Below are 20,469 nucleotides of genomic sequence, written 5' to 3'. Positions count from 1 at the left end.
ATAAGGATCGGCCATGCGTAAATACCGTCTCAGCGAACAGACCCGGCAGTATTGTTATGAGGAAGAGCATGGCAAACAAAGCGTCACCCTGCGCCAGATCGTGGCGCTTATTGATTTCGCTGACGTTAAAGCGGGCAGCGAAGGCGGCTGGGTGGATGAGGAATGCGCTCTCAGCCAGCAGGGGGAGTGCTGGATCTACGATGTCAACAGCGTGGTCTTCGCCGGGGCGCGCATCCGCGACGACGCCCGCTTAACCGGGTTCTGCGTGGTCAGCCATGAGGCCACCATCGGCGGACGGGCCTGCATTCACACCTCGCAGATCAGCCATCACGCGCAGATCAGTGACAACGTCACGGTTACGCAGAGCCAGGTGCGCGGTTATTGTCGCCTTGCCGACGAGGCGCGTCTTCTCCCCCACTGCCAGGTGATTGCCGCGCGCGGGTTAACCGCCGATCGCGACAAAGTCCTGCAGATCTATCAGCGAGCCACCGTCAGCGCCTCGCGCATTCTCCACCAGGCGCAAATCTACGGCGATGCCTTCGTTGAGCATGCGTTTGTCGAACATCGGGCGGAAGTGTTTGACCAGGCAAGACTTGAAGGGAACGAAGAAAACGACGTCTGGGTGTGCGATAACGCCCGGGTATACGGGCACGCGCGCCTGATCGCCGGTCGCGGAGAGGATGCCATTCCCACCGTACGCTACAGTTCGCAGGTGGCAGAGAATGCGGTGATTGAAGGCAACTGCCTGCTGAAGCATCGGGCGATGGTCGGCGGCGAGGCGCAGCTGCGAGGTGGTCCGATTCTGCTCGACGACGATGTGCTGATCCAGGGGCGGACAGTCATCATCGGCGATGTGATCGTTGAGCACCAGGTCTCCATCAATGACGAGGTGCAGATTGCCGCACAGGAGGGAGAGGCCATTCATCTGCGCGGCCCGAAAACGCTTGACGGCCAGCAGCACATCACCCGCACGCCGCTGTTAGGCGCGCTTTAATGCCTCATCGCGGTCAATAATGCGGGCGTAGATATTCTGATCGTCATAGCTACCGTTCAGATACTCGGCTTGTCGGAGACAGCCTTCCAGAACAAACCCGTTGCGCAACGCTACCTGGTTGCTGCGGGTGTTCGCCACCCGGCATTTGATCACAAACCGGCGCACCAGCCCGCTGGCGGCATAATGGCGGATAAAGGCCTGTAATGAACGGGAAAGCAGCCCTTGCCCCTGGTGCTCTTCATCGATCCAGTAGCCAATATAGGCCGTTTTATTCTGCGGCTCGATCTGATTGAACGACAGTACCCCGACTAGCTGCTTATCGAGAAACAGCAAAAACATTTTGGCGTAATCCCGCTGATGCAGCATCACGTTACCCTGCACATGGCGGCGGGTCTCGTCTTCGCTGCGCACCTCGGCGGGCCAACTGAGCGACTGCTGTAGCCAGCGCTGGTTTTTGACCACCAGCTGGTGCAGGTCGCTAACGTAGCGCTCATCAATGGCGATTAGCGTCAGCGCGTCGGTTACCGGGATCGACTCAGGTACTGCTGGGATATCTGCGGTCATAGCGCTCTCTTCTGGCCCGCAGGGACTGCCTGCGGGCGTCGGGTGACTCAGGGTTATTTCATGATCCGGTCGTCAACGTAGTTGCGTTTATCTGCTGCCGGCGGGAAATACTGATAGAGCCAGGTTTCGCTGATGGCTTCTCCCTGACAGCGCAGGAACAGACGCATCTCCACCGGGTCGGTTGAGTCGGTGGTCGGATACCAGTCGAAAAGGATCCGGTAGCCATCGAACGGCTCGACGTAGAGGATCTCAATCTGCTTCGCTTCCCCGCTGGAGAGGGTGATCACCGGTTCAATACCGCGCGGCGCGGCCGCCTTCAAATCGCCGCCGACAAAGTCGATGGCAAAACGACGCGCCCACTTATCCGGGTAGTGTTCACCCGGCGCCCATCCCTCGGGGAAGCCCCCCATCCCGGTGCGGGTGGCCAGAACGCGCGCCAGCGGAGTGCTCACCGGCGGCTGCGCGCTCCAGTAAAGACGGTAGCGGAAGTCCAGTTCGTCGCCCGCCTTCACCGCCTTTTCCGGCTGCCAGAAGCAGACGATATTATCCAGCGTTTCGCCGGTAGTTGGGATCTCCATCAGGCTGACCGCCCCTTTGCCCCACTGGTTACGCGGCTCAACCCACAGGCTGGGACGCTTGTTATACCAGCCCATCACATCCTGGTAGTGGGAGAAATCACGGTCCAGCTGCAACAGACCAAAGCCGCGCGGGTTCTTGTCCTGGAAGGCATTGAACTGCAGCTTCTGCGGGTTATTCAGCGGCCGGCAGACCCATTCCCCGTTGCCCAACCACATTGACAGCCGATCGGAGTCGTGGATTTGCGGATGGATGGTGTCGCACATCCGCCGCTCATTATTGCCGCAGCTGAACATACTGGTCATCGGCGCGATACCCAGCTGTTTGATATCCTTGCGGGCGTACAGGTGGTTTTCCACGTCCATGATAACCTGGGTATCCTGGCAGTGGATGGTGAACTTGTAGGCGCCAGTGATGCTCGGGCTGTCCAGCAGCGCGTAAACGGTAAACACCGTGGCGTCCCCTTTGACCGTTTCGAACCAGAACGACGTAAAGTCGGGAAACTCTTCCGGGGTATCGGTAAAGGTATCCACCGCCAGACCGCGGGCCGACAGGCCATACTGATAGGTGCTGTCTACCGCGCGGAAGTAGCTGGCGCCGAGGAACGCCACGATATCGCGGCGCGCCAGCTCCGGCGCTTTAAACACCCGGAACCCGGCGAAGCCGAGGTCAGACTGTCCTTCCAGCTGACGGGTATCCACACCGGCGTCATTGTACTTAAACAGCTCCGGACGGAAGTGGATCTCGCGCGCCTGCTGGGTGCTGGCGTCTAAAGAGAACATCCGCACGCGGCGACGGAACCCCATCCCGACGTGGAAAAACTGGATGTCCAGCTTACGCTCTTCAATATTGTTCCACAGCGAGTGGTTGGCATCATACTGGATGCTGTTATAGGCCTGCGGGGTGAGATTGGCGAGCGTCGGCGGCAGATCGCGCGGGGCGCCGCCCCACGGCTGGCGCGCCAGATCGTGAGCCATCGCCTGCAGAACAGCATAATCAAAACGACGCGTTTGCCCGTCGGCAATGCCCGCGTCTTCGGCAAAAGCGGCCTGACTGAATAAGGAAGCGACTCCTGACGTTCCGCATACGGCGGCAACAGCCATGGAAGATTTAAGAAAACGTCTGCGGTTCATGCCTGAGAAAGCGTCCTTCTGCACGGGTGAATTGATTCGCAACGCGTCATCACGCTGCGTGATAATTTCCGCCCACTCTAGACAAAAACGATTAATAATCCAATTGTTGCCAGCAGAAAAAAGGTAAAAAAGCCCTGTCCAGAGGAACAGCCTGTTTTTTTCATTTCCTCTGACGTGTAGCCTGGGCATACACGCTGCCTGCCGCTTTTTACCCCTGACTATTCAAGGGAAATCTATTCTCCAGTGCTGAATATTCACCCCATGTATCGCTCCTCGCCGCGCGCGTTTTTTAGGCACGATTCGCGCAAATTTCCATCGCGCCTGGTGCTAACTTTTCCCCGATAACCGCTATCTTTCTTCACGTTAGCGGCCAACAGGGGAGAGCCGTTCGGGCTGTCCCGCCACGCTCTCCAGGGAATTCATTCAGGAGTCATGCCATGCAAGTGAAAGCAGCCGTCACGCTGGGCTACCAGCAGCCTTTTGTCATCAAAGACGTCGAGGTCGCCCCGCCGGGGAAGGACGAGATATTAGTGAAAATTGTCGCCACCGGCGTCTGCCATACCGACGCCGTGATGCGCGACAACCCCGGGGTGGTGCCTATGCCGGCGATCCTCGGCCATGAAGGCGCCGGGATCGTTGCCAGCGTCGGCGAGGCGGTTAGCGGCATCAGGGTAGGAGACCACGTGGTGCTCAGCTACGCCGCCTGCCACCACTGCGAAAATTGTTTAAGCAACCACCCTTCGGCTTGCGAAGATTTTAATACGCTTAATTTTGGCGGCCGACGCGAGGATGGCACCACCCCCTACCGGCTGGGAGACCAGGATCTGTCCCTGTTCTTTGGCCAGTCGTCTTTCAGCCAGTATGTGGTCACCCGCGCCAGCAACGCGGTCGTGGTCGACCCGGAGGTTGATCTCACCCTGCTCGGCCCGCTGGGCTGCGGTATCCAGACCGGTAGCGGGACGGTGCTCAACCGCCTGAAACCGGTGGTCGGCGAATCGCTGGTGGTGTTTGGCTGCGGCGCGGTGGGGCTCAGCGCCATCATGGCAGCGAAATTAACCGGCTGTTCACACATTATCGCGGTGGATATCCATGCCAGCCGCCTCGCCCTGGCGGGCGAACTGGGCGCCACCCATCAGATCAACGGCAAGGAACAGGATGCCGTCGCCGTGATTAAACAAATCACCGGTAAAGGCGCCCACTACGCGGTGGAAACGACCGGCGTCTCCGCTATCGTTCTGCAGGCCGTACACGCGGTGAAACCGCTGGGAACGGTGGCGATTGTGGGCTTTACCGGAGATATCACCCTTAACGTGCAGAACGACCTGATGGCGGAGGGAAAATCGCTGGTCGGGGTGATTGAAGGCGACGCCGTGCCGGCGCTGTTTATTCCGCTGTTGGTGCAACTCTATAAACAGGGAAAATTCCCTATCGATAAGCTTATCGCCCGCTATCCGTTGGCCGATATCAACCAGGCCTTCGCCGATTCGGCGTCCGGCAAGGTGATCAAGCCGGTGGTGGTCATGTGAGATAACGTCGCCACCGGTCGGTGGCGACAGTTGCGCATTATGGGATTTATTCCAGCGTCACGTGATGCTTCATCACCCGGCGAAACAGCGCCAGTCTGGCGCGCATAAAGCGGTTCTCCACTTTAAACCCGGCGCGCTTATGCAAGCCAATGCGCAACAGGCGATCCCGCCCGCGCAGGCACGCCGGCCAGCGCACCGCGCCGGAAAGCGTCTGCTCGCCGCTGGCGAGGCGGGCAAACTGCGTCCAGTAGTCAGCGACCTGAGCGGCGAAGGCCAGATCCGCTTCGCTGGCGTACTGCCGCACCGGGTCGGTCAACCGCAGGTTATCAAACACGTAGGGCACCTCGTTGCCATGCCAGGCCCCATGCGGGTAGGCGTCATGCTCCGCTTCCGCGACATAATCAAACCAGTAGCGCCAGCACGGCTGACCCACGCACTGTTGCGCCTGCATCACTACATAACCAAGGGTGGTGAAGGCCATGTCGCGGCATACTTCCCGCCCCAGCGCTTCATCGCCCTTCACGCCGGGATAGAGGAGTTTGATCAGCCCCAGCCCCAGACGGCGCTCTCGGCGCAGCTTCTGGATCTGCCCGGCAATATCGACGCCGAACACGGCCATCACGCTGGCTTCATCGCTATTGGAGCCGATCATCACCGGTATCGGATGCTGGCGGCCGGCAAAGAAGGTCTCCAGCATCGGCTGCGGCAGCACCGCGTCTCCGGCAATAGGCGCAGGCCCGGTATTCAGCGGCGCGGTGAGCGACCAGAAGGCCTCCGCCGGGATCGCCCGCAATTCCTCAGCGCTGGCTTGCGGTAAGGCGAAGTGTTCCGCCAGCAGGCGCCCTTTTTCCAGCGCTTTTTCCCGCGGCAGATCGGGTAGCGTATACCCGCTCTGAATAATCGCTTTATGAAACAGCCCTTTCGCTTTCGGGGAGGCCATTAGCGACAGCACGCTGCGCGCCCCGGCGGATTCGCCAAACAGCGTGACGTTGGCGGCATCCCCGCCGAAGGCGTGGATATTCTCCTGAACCCACTGCAGAGCGGCAATCTGATCGAGCAACGCGAAATTATAGAGACGTTCGCCCGCCTCTTCTTCCAGCGCCGGATGGGCGAAAAAGCCTAGATGGCCCAGCCGGTAGTTAACTGTCACCACCACCACGTCGCGGCTGGCAAGCGCTTTGCCATCGTAAGGCGGCAGGCTGCCGGCGCCGATGGTAAACCCGCCGCCGTGCAGCCAGACCATCACCGGCAGCGGCTGCGCTGCGCTGGCCGGGGCCCAGACGTTGAGATATAAGCAGTCTTCGCTGAAGGCGCCAGGATCGCCGCCGCCGAGCTCGCGGCAGTAGTCAATGTCCTGCCAGCTGGCGGCGGAAAAGGTCTCGACTGGACGTACCCCCTGCCAGCGGGCGGCTGGCTGCGGCGCGCGCCAGCGCAGCGGGCCCACGGGCGGCGCGGCGTACGGAATGCCGCGCCAGATATGAATCCCCTGTTCTGCGCTCCCGGCCAGCGTTCCCTGACGGGTTTTCGCCAACGGTTTCGACGGATGTTGCATAACCTGCTCCCTGTAAGGCTGATGCCAGCAGGGTACTGATTTTACAGCAGACCGCAACGTCGTTTGCTGCGCTCCTCCGCCTGTCGGTATAGTTCAAACTCATCCTGCACCGGGCAGCCCAGAGCTGCCTCAAACGCCTCGCGACTGGCGTTCCCGTGGCTGCGCGCCTGGGTTTCGTTGCCCAGATTGGACTGAAAAATGCCCGCCGCGCTGACCGGTAAAAAATCTTCATAAATAATCGGCTGGGCGACCACCCACCCGCGCTCAATCAGCGGCTGCGGATCGTCGCCCGGGCGAAACGCCTGGCGATGTGCCTCACCCGTGGGCGTCAGGCGGTAGCGAAACCAGGCCAGCCCCTGCTGACGGAGCAGAAATTCGCTGTCGGGAAATTCGCTAAACACCTCCTGTAGATGCTGCTGGTGGCTGAGATTGTCTTTCCCGGTTCCTGCCGCCTGCAGCAGCCGATCGTACAGCGCGCGCCCTTTCGGCGTCAGCGCCACGCCCCGCTGCTCAATTTCGCCAAAGCGGGCGCTATGGGTGCCTCGGTGTTCTCCGGCGAACATCACCGGCTCCTCAAGCGCCTTAAAGCTGGTCTGCCGCAGGAGGATCGGGACCTCCCGGCGCGGTGGCCCTTCAATCAACGCTTTGGGTTCAATACCGCACTCCGGCATCAGGGACTGGACGCGGTCAATATCCAGCGTCCGCGGCGTGAGATGGTTGATATGACACCCCGGGAAACAGACCACATCGGCAATCAGGCGGTGCTCGCGATGCAGAGCATGGTAAGTCTCCTCATCGACGGTGGCTTGCCGGTGCCAGCGGAACGTCTCCAGCGCCTCCTGGACAAACTCGCGCGCGTCGGCAGAGGTGAATTCGCCCTCTGCTTCATACTGCGCAATCAGCGCCAGGCAGCGGGGGGTGAAGATTTTGCGCCGCGCGAGGATCGCCTCGGCCCGCTCGCGCAGGGCGCGATTTTCAATCAGCTCCAGGCGCAGCAGCGAGGTGAAAATCCGAAATGGATTGCGCGCCAGCGCGGCATCGTCGATGGGACGAAACGCCGTGGAGTGGACCGGCACGCCGGCCTGCGAGAGATCGTAATAGCTAACGGGATACATCCCCATGATGGCAAACATGCGACGGAGCGTCGCCAGTTCTTCCGCTGTGCCCACGCGAATCGCGCCGTGGCGCTCCACGTTTAAGCGCGCCAGCTCGTCAGCGTTAGCGAGCTGTTCATGCAGCTGCGGATTATTTTCCAGTACCGCCAGGTTGACGTCAGCCACCAGCTCCAGCAGCGTTCCGTACTGCGGAACTTCCTGCTGGTACATGGCCGACATGGCCTGCGAAAAGTGCTCCCGAATCTCATCAGCCGTGATGGTGTTCGCCATGATGTGTTACCTCCAGTGAATACTTCCTGGAGTGTAGGAAAGCTGCCTCGCCGCGGGGGGAAGAATTTACAAACTGTGATGGCGATAACCTGCCGCCGGTCCAGGTCATTGCGCAAAACATAACCCATAGTTATGAAAAACACCCGGTAATTTCACTTTAAATTAACAATACATTTACACACACTGCTTCTGGCGACATTACAACAATATGCCCCTCTACCGTCTACACGGAGTACCCTATGAACGACAAATGGTCCCCACGTGAGGTTGTCCATCGCGATTACAGTAGCCACCCGCCCGCTTACGCGCCGGGCTATAAAACCAGCGTCCTGCGCTCGCCAAAAAACGCCCTCATCTCTCTGCAGAACTCGCTGTCAGAGATCACCGGCCCGGTATTTAGCCGCGACGACCTCGGCCCTCTGGATAATGACCTAATCCTGAACTATGCCAAAGAAGGCCTGCCTATCGGCGAGCGGATCATCGTCCACGGTTACGTGCGCGATGGATTCGGCCGACCGATGAAAAATATGCTGGTCGAAGTCTGGCAAGCCAATGCTGGCGGTCGCTACCGGCATAAAAAAGATCAGTATCTGGCGCCGATTGACCCGAACTTTGGCGGTTGCGGCCGGGTGCTTACCGATGAAAACGGCTATTACTGTTTTCGCACCATCAAACCCGGCCCCTACCCCTGGCGCAACCAGGCCAGCGACTGGCGTCCGGCGCATATCCATTTTTCTCTCTCGGGCGACGCCTGGGCCCAGCGCCTGATCACCCAGATGTATTTTGAAGGCGACCCGCTGATTAAGCAGTGCCCGATCGTCAGGACTATTAAGAATGACGACGCCGTGCGCACGCTGATCGCCGAGCTGGACATGCACGCCGCCGTACCGCTGGATTGTCTGGCCTACCGCTTCGACCTTGTTCTGCGCGGCCACCGCGCCACGCTGTTTGAAAATCGCACTCAGGGGGCCGCCCGATGAAAGAGTATCTGCCTGAAACCGCCTCGCAGACGGCGGGACCCTATGTTCATATCGGCCTGGCGCCGGACGCCGCAGGCTTTCATATTTTTGAGAAAAATTTTGGCCCGGTCCTCACTACCGCCGATACCGCCGGGGAGCGCATCACCATTGAAGGCCGGGTTATCGACGGCTCCGGGACGCCGGTCCGCGATGTGCTGCTGGAGATCTGGCAGGCCAACGCCGCGGGTCGCTATAACCATCCTGACGATCGTCAACAGCAGAAAGCCGTCGACCCGGCCTTCCGCGGCTGGGGGCGTACCTGCTCTGATTTCACCTCCGGCATTTGGCGCTTTGAAACCATCAAGCCGGGCCCGGTGGTCGGTCGCGATGGCCGGCTGATGGCGCCGCACGTCAACCTGTGGGTGGTGGCGCGGGGGATCAATATTGGCCTGAATACGCGGATGTACTTTGCCGATGAACACGCGGCCAACGCCAGCGACCCGGTGCTGAATCTCATCGAGTGGGAGGTGAGGCGCAAAACCTTAATCGCCGAGCGCGAGGTTCGCGGTACGGAAGTGGTCTATCGTTTTGACATTCATCTGCAGGGCGAGAACGAAACCGTCTTTTTCGATATTTAGCCGTCGCGGTGACCACCACCTTCGCCCCGGTTCTGCGGGGCGAAGGCGTTTTCAACCACAGGGAAAGATCTTGTCATGTAACCAACTCAAATGTTAATAATATTTTGCTATCTGGTTATCAAATTTAAACAAGTCCGCTTGTCTCTTTCACCGCTGTGTTTTTAACATCATCTTACTATGGAAAAAAATGGTCTCTTCAGTCAGCGCATTCGCTTGCGCCATCTACACACCTTCGTGGCCGTCGCTCAACAGGGAACGCTGGGGCGCGCGGCTGAAACATTAAATCTGAGCCAGCCAGCACTCTCGAAAACGCTTAACGAGCTAGAACAGCTGACCGGTACCCGGCTGTTCGAGCGGGGTCGTCTTGGGGCGCAGCTAACCCTGGTCGGCGAACAGTTTCTGACGCATGCCGTTAAGGTGCTTGACGCCCTTAATTCGGCCGGCCAGGCGCTGAACCGCAAAGAGGGCCTGAATAACGACATCGTGCGCATCGGCGCGCTGCCCACCGCCGCGCTGGGGATCCTGCCGACGGTGATCGGCCAGTTTCACAAGCAGCAAAAAGATATCACGCTGCAGGTCGCCACTATGAACAACACCATGCTGCTTGCCGGCTTAAAATCCGGGGAGATCGACATCGGCATTGGACGTATGTCCGACCCGGAGCTGATGAGCGGGCTGCATTACGAACTGTTGTTCCTTGAATCCCTGAAGCTGGTGGTTCGCCCGGGACATCCCCTGCTTCAGGAGACGGTGACCCTTAGTCGGGTGATGGAGTGGCCGGTGGTGGTCTCACCTAAAGGCACCGTGCCGCGGCAAAACGCCGAAGCGCTGCTCCAGAGCCAGGGCTGTAAGATGCCCGCCGGCTGCATCGAGACCCTCTCCGCCTCCCTGTCGCGCCAGCTGACGGTGGATTTTGACTATGTCTGGTTTGTCCCTTCCGGGGCGGTAAAAGACGATCTTCGCCGTGGCGTGCTAACCGCCCTGCCGATCGCCACCCAGGGCGCCGGAGAGCCCATCGGCATTTTAACCCGCGTCGATGCGACACTGACTCCGGGTACGCAGACGCTGCTCAGCGCTATCCGTAAGTCCATGCCTGCCTGACCCCCTTTCTCCCCGGCCCGCAGCGGCCGGGGAACCTGCAAACGCGCCGACGCCGCTCCCCATAACGTTAGACATATTCGGCAAAATAATCATTTAGTGCGAAATTATTTATTAACATTTGCGCAAACTTCTTTAACAGATCTATCATGTCTCGATTTCACCAAATGGTTCACTCGAAATCTAATCAAGCAACAAATACAGTTTTATGAAGGTTAAAACCACTTCATTCAAAAATGATTCAATAGAAACATGTTTCATTTGGTTCACAGTGAGGTGGCTAGTGTGGTTAAGGAGATTACATGGCAACTGGCAATGCGCCGCGCGGATTCCCCCGGATCCTGCAGTGGCTTCTCGCCGGACTGATGCTCATCATCGGTCTGGCTGTGGGTATTCTTGGGGCAAAACTGGCCCTCGTCGGCGGTACACTGTACTTCGCGCTGATGGGCGTGGTCATGGTCATCGCGGCGGTGTTGATTTTCCGCAACCGCCGCGGCGGTATTCTGTTATACGCCGTGGCGTTTATCGCCTCGGTGATCTGGGCGATTAGTGACGCTGGCTGGAACTACTGGCCGCTCTTCTCGCGCCTGTTTGCGCTCGGCGTACTGGCCTTCCTGGCCGCCCTGGTCTGGCCTTTCCTCGCCAGCCCACCGGCGAAAAAAGGCCCGGCCTATGGCGTCGCCGCCGTTCTCGCCGTGGCGCTGGCGGTGAGCTTTGGCTGGATGTTCAAATCCGCACCGCTGGTCAGCGCGACTGAAGCGGTACCAGTCAAGCCCGTCGCGCCAGGCGAACAGCAGAAAAACTGGGCGCACTGGGGTAACACCACCCACGGCGACCGTTTCGCCGCCCTCGACCAAATCAACAAACAAAACGTCAACCAGCTGCAGGTTGCCTGGGTAGCGCATACTGGCGATATCCCGCAGAGCAACGGCTCCGGCGCGGAAGATCAGAACACCCCGCTGCAGATTGGCGATACTCTCTACGTCTGTACCCCTTACAGTAAAGTGCTGGCGCTGGATGTGGACAGCGGAAAAGAGAAATGGCGCTATGACTCCAAATCCTCTTCACCCAACTGGCAGCGCTGCCGCGGCTTAGGGTATTACGCAGATAGCCAGGCGCAAACCGCGCAAGCGTCAGGCACGCAGCCGGCCGCCTGTTCCCGTCGTCTGTTCCTGCCGACCATCGACGCCCGCCTGATCGCCATTGATGCCGATACCGGCAAACTGTGCGAAAGCTTCGGCGATCGCGGTATTGTCGACCTCAGCGTCGGCATGGGTGAAGTGAAAGCGGGTTACTATCAGCAGACCTCCACCCCGCTGGTGGCGGGCAATGTGGTGGTGGTGGGCGGCCGCGTCGCGGATAACTACTCCACTGGCGAACCGCCGGGCGTGGTCCGCGCGTTTGATGTCCACACCGGCAAACTGGCATGGGCGTGGGATCCGGGCAATCCAGCGCTGACCGGTGTTCCGCCGGAAGGCCAGACCTACACGCGCGGTACGCCAAACGTCTGGTCGGCGATGTCCTACGACGCGAAGCTGAATCTGATCTATCTGCCCACCGGCAACGCCACGCCAGATTTCTTTGGCGGCGAACGTACCGCGCTGGACGATAAATACAGCTCCTCTATCGTGGCTGTGGATGCCACCACCGGCCAGGTGCGCTGGCACTTCCAGACCACACACCACGATCTGTGGGACTTTGACCTGCCTTCTCAGCCGCTGCTGTACGATCTGCCTGACGGCAAGGGCGGCACCACCCCGGTGCTGGTGCAGACCAGCAAGCAGGGCATGATCTTTATGCTCAACCGCGAGACCGGCGAGCCGGTGGCCAAAGTGGAAGAGCGTCCGGTGCCGGCGGGCAACGTCAAAGGTGAACGCTACTCGCCGACGCAACCTTACTCGGTAGGGATGCCGATGATCGGCAACCAGACGTTGACCGAGTCCGATATGTGGGGAGCGACACCGATCGACCTGCTGCTGTGCCGTATTCAGTTCAAAGAGATGCGCCATCAGGGCGTCTTTACCCCGCCAGGTGAAGACCGTTCCCTGCAGTTCCCGGGCTCGCTCGGCGGCATGAACTGGGGCAGTGTTTCGCTGGATCCAAACAACAGCCTGATGTTTGTCAACGATATGCGTCTGGGCCTGGCCAACTATATGGTGCCGCGCGCGAAGGTGGCGAAAGACGCCAGCGGGATCGAGATGGGCATCGTGCCGATGGAAGGCACGCCGTTTGGCGCGATGCGCGAACGTTTCCTGTCGCCGCTGGGCATTCCGTGCCAGAAGCCGCCGTTCGGCACCATGTCCGCGGTGGATCTGAAAACCGGGAAACTGGTGTGGCAGGTGCCGGTTGGCACCGTAGAAGACACCGGGCCGCTGGGCATACGTATGCACATGCCAATTCCAATCGGCATGCCGACCCTTGGCGCATCGCTGGCAACGCAGTCCGGACTGCTGTTCTTCGCCGGCACCCAGGATTTCTACCTGCGCGCCTTTGATACCGCGAACGGCAAAGAGATCTGGAAATCGCGTCTGCCGGTCGGCAGCCAGTCCGGCCCGATGACCTACGTCTCACCGAAAACCGGTAAGCAGTACATCATTATCAATGCCGGCGGCGCCCGCCAGTCACCGGATCGCGGCGATTACATCATCGCCTACGCGCTCCCAGACCATCACTGATCGACATACACAAAAGGGCCCATCCGGGCCCTTTTTTTATGGGTGACGATTCGCCTTCAGCGTCGGGGATTACTGGTCTCCAAAGTGGATCACGGTGCGAATCGATTTACCTTCATGCATCAGATCAAAGGCCTCGTTAATCTGCTCCAGCGGCAGGCGATGGGTAATAAACGGATCGAGGCGAATTTTACCCGCCATGGCGTCTTCCACCATGCCCGGCAGCTGACTGCGCCCTTTTACGCCGCCGAAGGCGGAACCGCGCCACACGCGGCCGGTCACCAGCTGGAACGGACGGGTCTTGATCTCCTGCCCGGCGCCGGCTACACCGATGATCACGCTCTCACCCCAGCCTTTATGGCAGCACTCCAGCGCCGCGCGCATCACATTTACATTGCCGATGCACTCGAAGCTGAAATCCACCCCGCCGTCGGTCAACTCAACGATCACATCCTGAATCGGCTTATCGTAGTCGTTCGGATTGATAAAATCGGTCGCGCCCATCTCTTTAGCGAGAGTGAACTTATCCGGGTTGGTATCAACCGCCAGAATGCGCCCGGCCTGCGCCTGCACCGCGCCCTGGATCACCGCCAGACCAATGCCGCCCAGACCAAAGACCGCGACGGTATCCCCGGCCTTGACCTTCGCCGTGTTATGCACCGCGCCGATACCGGTGGTTACGCCGCAGCCCAGCAGGCACACTTTATCCAAAGGCGCCTGCGGATTGACTTTCGCCAGCGAAATCTCGGCGCAAACCGTATATTCGCTGAAGGTGCTGGTGCCCATATAGTGATAGATCGGTTCGCCATTGTACGAGAAACGAGTGGTGCCGTCCGGCATCAGTCCTTTACCCTGGGTGGCACGCACCGCCTGACAGAGGTTGGTTTTACCCGACTTACAGAATTTGCACTCGCCACATTCGGCGGTATACAGCGGAATGACGTGATCGCCCGGCTTAAGGCTGGTGACGCCCTCGCCTACTTCCACGACAATCCCGCCGCCCTCATGGCCCAGCACCGCCGGGAAGACACCTTCCGGATCGTCACCGGAGAGGGTGAAGGCATCGGTATGACACACCCCGGTGTGGGTGATTTTCACCAGAACTTCGCCTTTTTTCGGCGGCGCGACGTCGATCTCAACGATTTTTAACGGCTGACCGGGGCCGAAGGCCACTGCTGCGCGTGATTTCATAACTGTCTCTTCCTCGTCGTGATGTTATTTTAAATAGGATCGTAGCAGATGACCGACCTCTGCCATTCTCGCGGCCCGCTGCTCAGGGGTGGTGTCGCCGCTGACCAGCTCGTCCTGCAGGTGGATCTCCACCATTTCGCCCATCAGGCCGTTCGCCGCCCCGCGAATCGAGGCGATCTGCTGCAGAATAGTCATACAGGGCTCGCCGGACTCCAGCGCGCGCTCAAGGGCTTCGACCTGGCCGCGGATGCGTCTTACGCGGCTGAGCGCCCGTTTTTTATCTTCAGGTGAATGTGGCACGATTACGCCTCCGTATCATATAGGGGGGTATACTATATTCTATTAGCGGTGAAGGCAAAAAAAAAACCCGTCGCGGGACGGGGTCAGGAAGTGAAAGAGGATGATTTAGCGCTTACGAGGCATCATTCGCAGCAGAGTATTATCCTTCCACCAGTAATGATGGAGCAGCGCGGCGAGAGCATGCAGGCCAATCACAAAGTACCCGGCATTGGCCAACCATTCATGGATCGCCTTCAGGGTATCCACCCGCTCAAAATCGCTCTGCGGGGCATACGGCATGGTCAGACCAAAGGCATACCAGGGGTTACCGCGCCAGTACATCATCACCATGCCGATCAACGGCAAGGCAATGAACAGCAAATATATCGCCAGGTGACCAAGATGGGCGAAACCGGTCATCATCGGCGATGGTTTCGGTACGATCGGCGGCGCCGGCGATTTCAGCCGCACCAGCAGACGCGCCACCATCAGCACGAAAATGGTGATCCCGCAGGAAACATGCACCATATTAATCAATGGCCGCTCACTGCGGGGGAAAAAACCGCGCAGCTCCATCGCCGCATAGGCTACTACTACCAGCAAAAAAACCAGCCAGTGAATCCCAATCTGCAGGCCGGAATATTTATCGCGCATGGCATATCCTTTATGGAAAGTATGATGCTGCCAACATAGCGGCGTTCCCTTAAATTTTCATTAACCTTTACGTAGAATTAACAATTGATTACCGCTTTCTGCCGAGCCGCTATACCACGCTTAGCGCACGCTCTTTCCTGGCCGAACGACAAACCGTCCACCGGTCATTACAAAATTACACAGTTTTGTTACTTACCGCGCTACTGCCGCCGCTATAGTACAGAATGTCTGGCAGACCACACGGCCCTGGGAGATAAGAATGAAGGAAATCGGCTTACCGTTATTGCTACTGACCGCGCTGGCCAGTCCGGCTTTTGCTGCAGACTGTCAGCCAAACGGCATTGGCGGCTCTTTTTGCATTAACGATGACGGTACGACTACCGACACGGTGCCTAACGAAGTCAACGGCATGGATACGTACTCGAATAATGGCGGCTATACCAGTTCCCTGCCCGATCGGTCAGGGGCGGATGAAGCACTGGAAGGTTCATCGCTGTCGACGCAGCAAGGCGTCGGCAGCGGACAGAGCGACAGTGCGCTGGCGGGTCGCGACTGGCATTCGCCCGCCAATCTGAATGATGGCGCCGCCACCTCCAGTATGAGCCTGCTGGATAAACCCTGAGGCCAGCGGCTAAGCGAGACTCCAGCCTGCGGCGCCGATGGCGAGGGCGAAAAGCAGGCAGGCCAGCGCCGTCTTGCGTAACAGCATGGTATAGAATGAAATTGCGACGCCAATGAATACCACCAGCAGAATCGGCCACATGCTTAATAACAACAGCAGAAAACCCTCAATATTGTTATGGATTACGCTCTCCACACCCGCATCCTTGCCTCATCGTCGATAAAGTAAGCAGAATTTAATATGTAACATGAATACATTCAAATAAAATATAATTGTAAATGGTTATGCACCGCCTCCTGCAGTTGGCGGTGGGTCACTTTCACGCGTCCGGAGCTTTGGCATCAGAAGCAGTTCGCAAAAAAACACGTCAGGATTGTTCCATGACCCTTTAGCGGTACGCTCGTATTATCGCTGGTATCCTGCAAATTCTTCACGCCATTATTCATTCGGCGCGGGTATCGGACACAATGCGCCGGCGATGACAGTCGCCTGGTTGCAGTTTATCCCCCTGAGCGGAACGCACATCCAGATACTGAAGGGGCTGGCCGTGCGCGTTATCCAGCAGGACCGAATAGGTTTCCCCTTGCTCAAACATATAACGCTCTCCCCATTGCCGCAGCGCCACAACAATGGGAAACACGGAGCGCCCCTTTTCAGTCAGGACATATTCCTTGTATGCGCTGCCATCCGATGCCGGTAAAATCTCGAAAATACCGATATCAACCAGATGCTTCAGCCGCGAGGCAAGGATATTTTTGGCCAGCCCCAAATTTTTTTGAAACTCGCTGAATCTCCGCACATCGTCAAATGCTTCGCGGATAATCATCAGGCACCAGCGTTCACCAATTGATTCCAACGTTCTCGCCACCGGACATTCACTGGTTCTAAGTGATTCATGCTTTGCCATCTGCGCGCTCCTTATCAATTTATCTACTGATCTAGCTTAATCCTCACCTTTACCAGTTGCAAAAAAAAACCAGCAAGGCTAATTCTATAGGTACACTAGTTTTAAAAAGCAACCAGACAGAGGGTCTCTTATGAAATGTAAGGCAAGTAGATGTACCGGCCAAAGGATCCAAACTGCGTCAGTCCCTGACACGATGCTGACCACAGGGATAACGGCGTTGTTTTCACTAACCTGCGCGCTGGCAGTAGCCAATGTTTATTCAGCACAGCCTTTACTCGACTCGATGGCGGTCAGCCTGAAGGTGTCGCCAGGCATGATTGGCAGCGTCATCACCGCTACGCAGGCGGGCTATGCCATTGGCCTGCTGTTCCTGGTTCCGCTCGGGGACTGGTTGAACCGTAAATACGTGGTGATGAGTCAACTGTTGCTTTCAGTAGCGGCGTTAGTCGCGGCAGGGTTATCCCCCAATATAGCAACGCTGCTTGGCGCCATGCTGATCGTCGGCCTGATGGCCGTGGTGGTGCAGGTGCTGGTGGCCTGGGTGGCAATACTGGCGACGCCGCAGAAACGAGGCCAGGCGGTGGGTACCCTGACCAGCGGCATTGTTTCAGGTATCCTGTTATCTCGGTTTATCTCAGGCGCGATAGCCGATATCGCCGGCTGGCGAGCCGTGTATCTCACGGCTGCCTGTCTGATGTTGGTGATTGCAGGGGTCGTCTGGAAAATCATGCCTTCGCCCCCGCAGCAGCCGCAGCCGCAAAAGCCGACTTACCTTTCCTTATTGAAGTCCGTGTTTCAGCTGTACCTCACCGAGCCGCAACTGAGAAAGCGCGGGATCCTGGCGCTATTTATCTTCGCCGCTTTCAGCATGCTATGGACGACCATGGTCATGCCGCTCACCGCCCTTTCCCTCTCGCACACCCAGACGGGGATGTTTGGCTTAGCCGGCTTCGCTGGCATGCTGGCCGCCGCCAGAGCGGGCAAGTGGGCTGACCAGGGATGGGCTCAGCGCACTACCGGCCTGGCGCTGGCGCTGCTGACCATCTCATGGCTTCCTATCGGCTATGCCGAAACCTCTCTGCTTTGGCTGATAGCTGGCGTCATTGCGCTGGACTTTGCGGTACAGGCCGTTCATGTCTCCAGCCAGAGCCTGATCATTGCCGCCAGGCCTGCAGCGGCAAGCCGCCTGGTTGGGGCTTACATGTGTTTTTATTCGCTGGGCAGCGCGACAGGGGCTATCGTTGCCACACAGCTTTATTCCCACTGGGGATGGCAGGCGGTCTGCCTTGCGGGGGCCGCGGTCAGCGCGTGTGCATTTCTGATCTGGTCAGGATCGCGTCAATCATGATATTCGTTCTGCGTTTTAAAGGGGCCAGTCAAAAAGACCGTAACGCTGACCTGATTGCTGCCAGCTATTTGTATCGCATACATTTTTTCAATGCTTTTAAACAGTTATGTTCATGTTGTATAATGACGTGCACTTTAACTAAAAAAGAGTGCGACCATGATTGATTCCTCATTGCCATTAACCGACATTCATCGTCATCTTGACGGTAACATCCGGGCCCAAACCATCCTCGATCTTGGCCGCGAATTTAATATCGCTCTTCCCGCAACCACCCTCGACACGCTGCGTCCCCACGTCCAGGTCACCAGCCTTGAGCCCGATCTGGTTAGTTTCCTCGCCAAGCTCGACTGGGGGGTAAAGGTCCTGGCCTCGCTGGAAGCCTGTCGCCGCGTGGCGTATGAGAACGTCGAAGACGCGGCGCGAAATGGCCTGCACTACGTTGAGCTACGCTTCTCTCCCCGCTATATGGCGATGACCCACCGGCTGCCGGTCGACGGCGTGGTAGACGCGGTAATTGCCGGGGTTCAAGAGGGATGCCGCGATTTCCAGGTCGACGCCCGGCTGATCGGTATTCTGAGCCGCACCTTCGGCGAAGCCGCCTGTCAGGAAGAGCTGGCGGCGCTGCTCGCCCACCGCGAGGGCATCACTGCCCTCGACCTCGCCGGCGATGAGCTAGGCTTCCCGGGTACGTTGTTCCGCAACCATTTTAACCAGGCCCGCGACGCCGGGTGGCATATCACCGTCCACGCGGGCGAAGCGGCCGGCCCGGAAAGTATCTGGCAGGCCATTCGTGAGCTGGGCGCGGAGCGCATCGGCCATGGGGTTAAAGCGGTAGAGGATCCAGCCCTGATGGACTACCTGGCCGAGCACCGCATCGGGATTGAATCCTGCCTGACCTCGAACGTGCAAACCAGCACCGTGGCCTCCCTGGCCCAGCATCCGCTGAAGCAGTTCCTTGAGCACGGCGTGCTGGCGAGCCTCAACACTGACGATCCGGCGGTCCAGGGTGTGGACATCATTCACGAGTATACCGTGGCGGCGCCGGCGGCAGGGCTGAGCCGGGAGCAGATCCGTCAGGCGCAGATCAACGGCCTGACCCTGGCGTTCCTCGGCGAACAGGAAAAAGCCGCCCTCATTCAGCGGGTTGCCAAAGGCTGATAACCGGCCCGGCAGCCGTGCTGCCGGGCTCCTCCTCAGACCAGGCTGAGCGTGGCGCGATGTCTGGCCGACTCGATACCCAACTCAATCAGGGTCATTATCTGAATCGCCTCGCTGGCCGGGACCGGGTTTTCCCCTACGCCGTTAAGCGCGTCGCGGATAGCGGCATAGTAGGCGGGATAATTACCCGGTAGCGTCAGCCATTTCTCCTGACTACGTTCATCCCCTTCGGCGCGGGTCAGGGTACCGTCGCGCATATCATATCCCCAGTCCTCCTGCGGCAGCCGTTCACCGTTTTTTAGCCGCTCCTCCTGCGGGTCAAGACCGTACTTAATATAGCTGGCCCGCGAGCCGTGGACGATAAAGCGCGCGCTCTCCGCGGCGGCGAGTAACGTACCATGCAGTACTACCCGCCGCTGCGGATAGGCCAGCACGGCGTGAAAATAGTCGGTGGATTGCGCGCCGGGCCGAAGCTGCGCGAGGTCCACCGTGATGCTTACCGGCAGGCCAAACAGCACCACGACCTGGTCGAGCAGATGCGGCGCGAGGTCATACCATATGCCGCTGCCAGGACCTGCCTGCTCACGCCAGCGCTGGCGCACCTGTGGTCGGAAGCGATCGAAATGCGACTCGAAGTAACACACCTCCCCCAGCTGACCTTCGTTGATCAACGCGCTGACCGTTAAGAAATCGCTGTCCCAGCGCCGGTTATGAAACACCGAAAGTATCCGACCGCAGTGCTTCGCCAGGCTTTCCAGCTCGCGAGCTTGTGACAGTGTCACGGTAAAGGGTTTATCCACCACAACATGCTTTCCCGCCTCCAGCGCCGCTTTCGCCAGCGGAAAGTGGGTGTCGTTCGGGGGTGGCGATGACCACCAGATCGATATCCGGGTCGTCCAGCAGATCCCCCGGCGCACTCATTACCTTCACGCCAGGCCAATCGGCATGGACCTTATCGGCGTCGCTGCTGGCGACCGCCTTCAGCGCCATACCCGGCGTGCCGCCGATCAACGGCGCATGAAACGTTTTGCTGGCGTAACCGAACCCCACCAGCCCCACCCGGATCGCATCGCTCATCTTACCGCCTCGCTTATGCAACTGATATCAACACCAGGTTAATGAGAATAATTTTACAAACCGTGAGCAAAACTTATCATTCCTTACTTTGCGACTTACATGCAAGGGTGAGAAATCAGACAGATACCCCTTGTGA

18 protein-coding genes and 1 pseudogene are annotated in these 20,469 nt (G+C 58.7%); 9 read left to right on the top strand and 10 right to left on the bottom strand.

Features of this window, described 5'->3' with window-relative positions; all coding sequences use genetic code 11:
• Positions 1-13: 13 nt before the first annotated feature.
• Entirely contained in the window at positions 14-994 is a 981-nt protein-coding gene (gene ydcK / locus KHQ26_RS02210; RefSeq protein WP_020804082.1) for a YdcK family protein, read from the top strand.
• Here the strand turns inward: ydcK and rimL are convergent.
• Both rimL and KHQ26_RS02200 read right to left on the bottom strand, forming a co-directional pair.
• Positions 980-1,558 carry a 50S ribosomal protein L7/L12-serine acetyltransferase gene (gene rimL / locus KHQ26_RS02205; protein WP_002907487.1) on the bottom strand — a complete coding sequence of 193 codons (579 nt, stop codon included), beginning with the start codon at positions 1,556-1,558 and terminating at the stop codon, positions 980-982. The two genes, ydcK and rimL, sit on opposite strands and share 15 nt — an antisense overlap.
• A 53-nt stretch (positions 1,559-1,611) precedes the next feature.
• Entirely contained in the window at positions 1,612-3,267 is a 1,656-nt protein-coding gene (locus KHQ26_RS02200) for a glucan biosynthesis protein D (RefSeq protein ID WP_002907489.1), read from the bottom strand.
• 437 nt (positions 3,268-3,704) lie between these two features.
• On the opposite strand from KHQ26_RS02200, the gene KHQ26_RS02195 reads away from it, so the two are divergent.
• Complete coding sequence (locus KHQ26_RS02195) at positions 3,705-4,793, top strand: NAD(P)-dependent alcohol dehydrogenase (RefSeq protein WP_020804076.1); 1,089 nt, start codon at positions 3,705-3,707, stop codon at positions 4,791-4,793.
• A 46-nt stretch (positions 4,794-4,839) separates the two neighbouring features.
• Here the strand turns inward: KHQ26_RS02195 and KHQ26_RS02190 are convergent, their stop codons facing one another.
• Together KHQ26_RS02190 and KHQ26_RS02185 are read right to left on the bottom strand one after the other, a co-directional pair.
• Entirely contained in the window at positions 4,840-6,345 is a 1,506-nt protein-coding gene (locus KHQ26_RS02190; RefSeq protein WP_211777838.1) for a carboxylesterase/lipase family protein, read from the bottom strand.
• Between the two features lie 41 nt (positions 6,346-6,386).
• Positions 6,387-7,730 (bottom strand): VOC family protein, encoded by a 1,344-nt coding sequence (locus tag KHQ26_RS02185; RefSeq protein WP_002907549.1) that lies wholly within the window; start codon positions 7,728-7,730, stop codon positions 6,387-6,389.
• A gap of 239 nt (positions 7,731-7,969) precedes the next feature.
• Here KHQ26_RS02185 and pcaH point away from each other — a divergent pair, with 239 nt between their 5' ends.
• The 4 genes from pcaH to KHQ26_RS02165 all read left to right on the top strand — a co-directional run bounded on the left by pcaH (position 7,970) and on the right by KHQ26_RS02165 (position 13,100).
• Entirely contained in the window at positions 7,970-8,710 is a 741-nt protein-coding gene (pcaH, locus tag KHQ26_RS02180; protein ID WP_020804081.1) for a protocatechuate 3,4-dioxygenase subunit beta, read from the top strand.
• Positions 8,707-9,327, top strand: coding sequence for a protocatechuate 3,4-dioxygenase subunit alpha (pcaG, locus tag KHQ26_RS02175; protein WP_004143799.1), 621 nt, complete (start codon positions 8,707-8,709; stop codon positions 9,325-9,327). The genes pcaH and pcaG overlap by 4 nt, the downstream gene beginning before the upstream one ends.
• A 177-nt stretch (positions 9,328-9,504) precedes the next feature.
• Positions 9,505-10,428: a LysR substrate-binding domain-containing protein gene (locus KHQ26_RS02170; protein ID WP_004143800.1), complete on the top strand. Its 924-nt coding sequence runs from the start codon at positions 9,505-9,507 to the stop codon at positions 10,426-10,428.
• A gap of 299 nt (positions 10,429-10,727) precedes the next feature.
• Complete coding sequence (locus tag KHQ26_RS02165; RefSeq protein WP_020804079.1) at positions 10,728-13,100, top strand: membrane-bound PQQ-dependent dehydrogenase, glucose/quinate/shikimate family; 2,373 nt, start codon at positions 10,728-10,730, stop codon at positions 13,098-13,100.
• A gap of 69 nt (positions 13,101-13,169) precedes the next feature.
• Here the strand turns inward: KHQ26_RS02165 and KHQ26_RS02160 are convergent, their stop codons facing one another.
• The 3 genes from KHQ26_RS02160 to cybB all read right to left on the bottom strand — a co-directional run bounded on the left by KHQ26_RS02160 (position 13,170) and on the right by cybB (position 15,221).
• Entirely contained in the window at positions 13,170-14,288 is a 1,119-nt protein-coding gene (locus tag KHQ26_RS02160) for an S-(hydroxymethyl)glutathione dehydrogenase/class III alcohol dehydrogenase (RefSeq protein WP_004189749.1), read from the bottom strand.
• 24 nt (positions 14,289-14,312) lie between these two features.
• Positions 14,313-14,588, bottom strand: coding sequence for a metal/formaldehyde-sensitive transcriptional repressor (locus tag KHQ26_RS02155; RefSeq protein WP_002907563.1), 276 nt, complete (start codon positions 14,586-14,588; stop codon positions 14,313-14,315).
• 105 nt (positions 14,589-14,693) lie between these two features.
• Complete coding sequence (gene cybB, locus KHQ26_RS02150) at positions 14,694-15,221, bottom strand: cytochrome b561 (RefSeq protein ID WP_002907640.1); 528 nt, start codon at positions 15,219-15,221, stop codon at positions 14,694-14,696.
• Between the two features lie 259 nt (positions 15,222-15,480).
• On the opposite strand from cybB, the gene KHQ26_RS02145 reads away from it, so the two are divergent.
• Positions 15,481-15,843 (top strand): hypothetical protein, encoded by a 363-nt coding sequence (locus KHQ26_RS02145; RefSeq protein ID WP_004143806.1) that lies wholly within the window; start codon positions 15,481-15,483, stop codon positions 15,841-15,843.
• A 9-nt stretch (positions 15,844-15,852) separates the two neighbouring features.
• On the opposite strand, the gene KHQ26_RS02140 is transcribed toward KHQ26_RS02145, so the two are convergent.
• Together KHQ26_RS02140 and KHQ26_RS02135 are read right to left on the bottom strand one after the other, a co-directional pair.
• A complete protein-coding gene (locus KHQ26_RS02140) occupies positions 15,853-16,038 on the bottom strand; it encodes a hypothetical protein (protein WP_002907644.1) in 186 nt (61 codons plus the stop codon).
• Positions 16,039-16,285: 247 nt separating this feature from the next.
• A complete protein-coding gene (locus tag KHQ26_RS02135; protein WP_020804087.1) occupies positions 16,286-16,750 on the bottom strand; it encodes a winged helix-turn-helix transcriptional regulator in 465 nt (154 codons plus the stop codon).
• A gap of 193 nt (positions 16,751-16,943) precedes the next feature.
• On the opposite strand from KHQ26_RS02135, the gene KHQ26_RS02130 reads away from it, so the two are divergent.
• On the top strand, positions 16,944-18,098 hold the full coding sequence (locus KHQ26_RS02130; RefSeq protein WP_020804078.1) for an MFS transporter: 1,155 nt from the start codon (positions 16,944-16,946) through the stop codon (positions 18,096-18,098).
• Positions 18,099-18,254: 156 nt separating this feature from the next.
• Positions 18,255-19,256: an adenosine deaminase gene (add, locus tag KHQ26_RS02125; protein WP_020804088.1), complete on the top strand. Its 1,002-nt coding sequence runs from the start codon at positions 18,255-18,257 to the stop codon at positions 19,254-19,256.
• 35 nt (positions 19,257-19,291) lie between these two features.
• On the opposite strand, the pseudogene KHQ26_RS02120 reads toward add, so the two are convergent.
• Positions 19,292-20,333: pseudogene (locus KHQ26_RS02120) on the bottom strand (oxidoreductase).
• Between the last annotated feature and the right edge of the window lie 136 nt (positions 20,334-20,469).

Source organism: Klebsiella sp. 10, assembly GCF_018223925.1.
Taxonomy (GTDB): Bacteria; Pseudomonadota; Gammaproteobacteria; order Enterobacterales; family Enterobacteriaceae; genus Klebsiella; species Klebsiella pneumoniae.
This window is presented reverse-complemented; position numbering and strand designations above follow the sequence as displayed.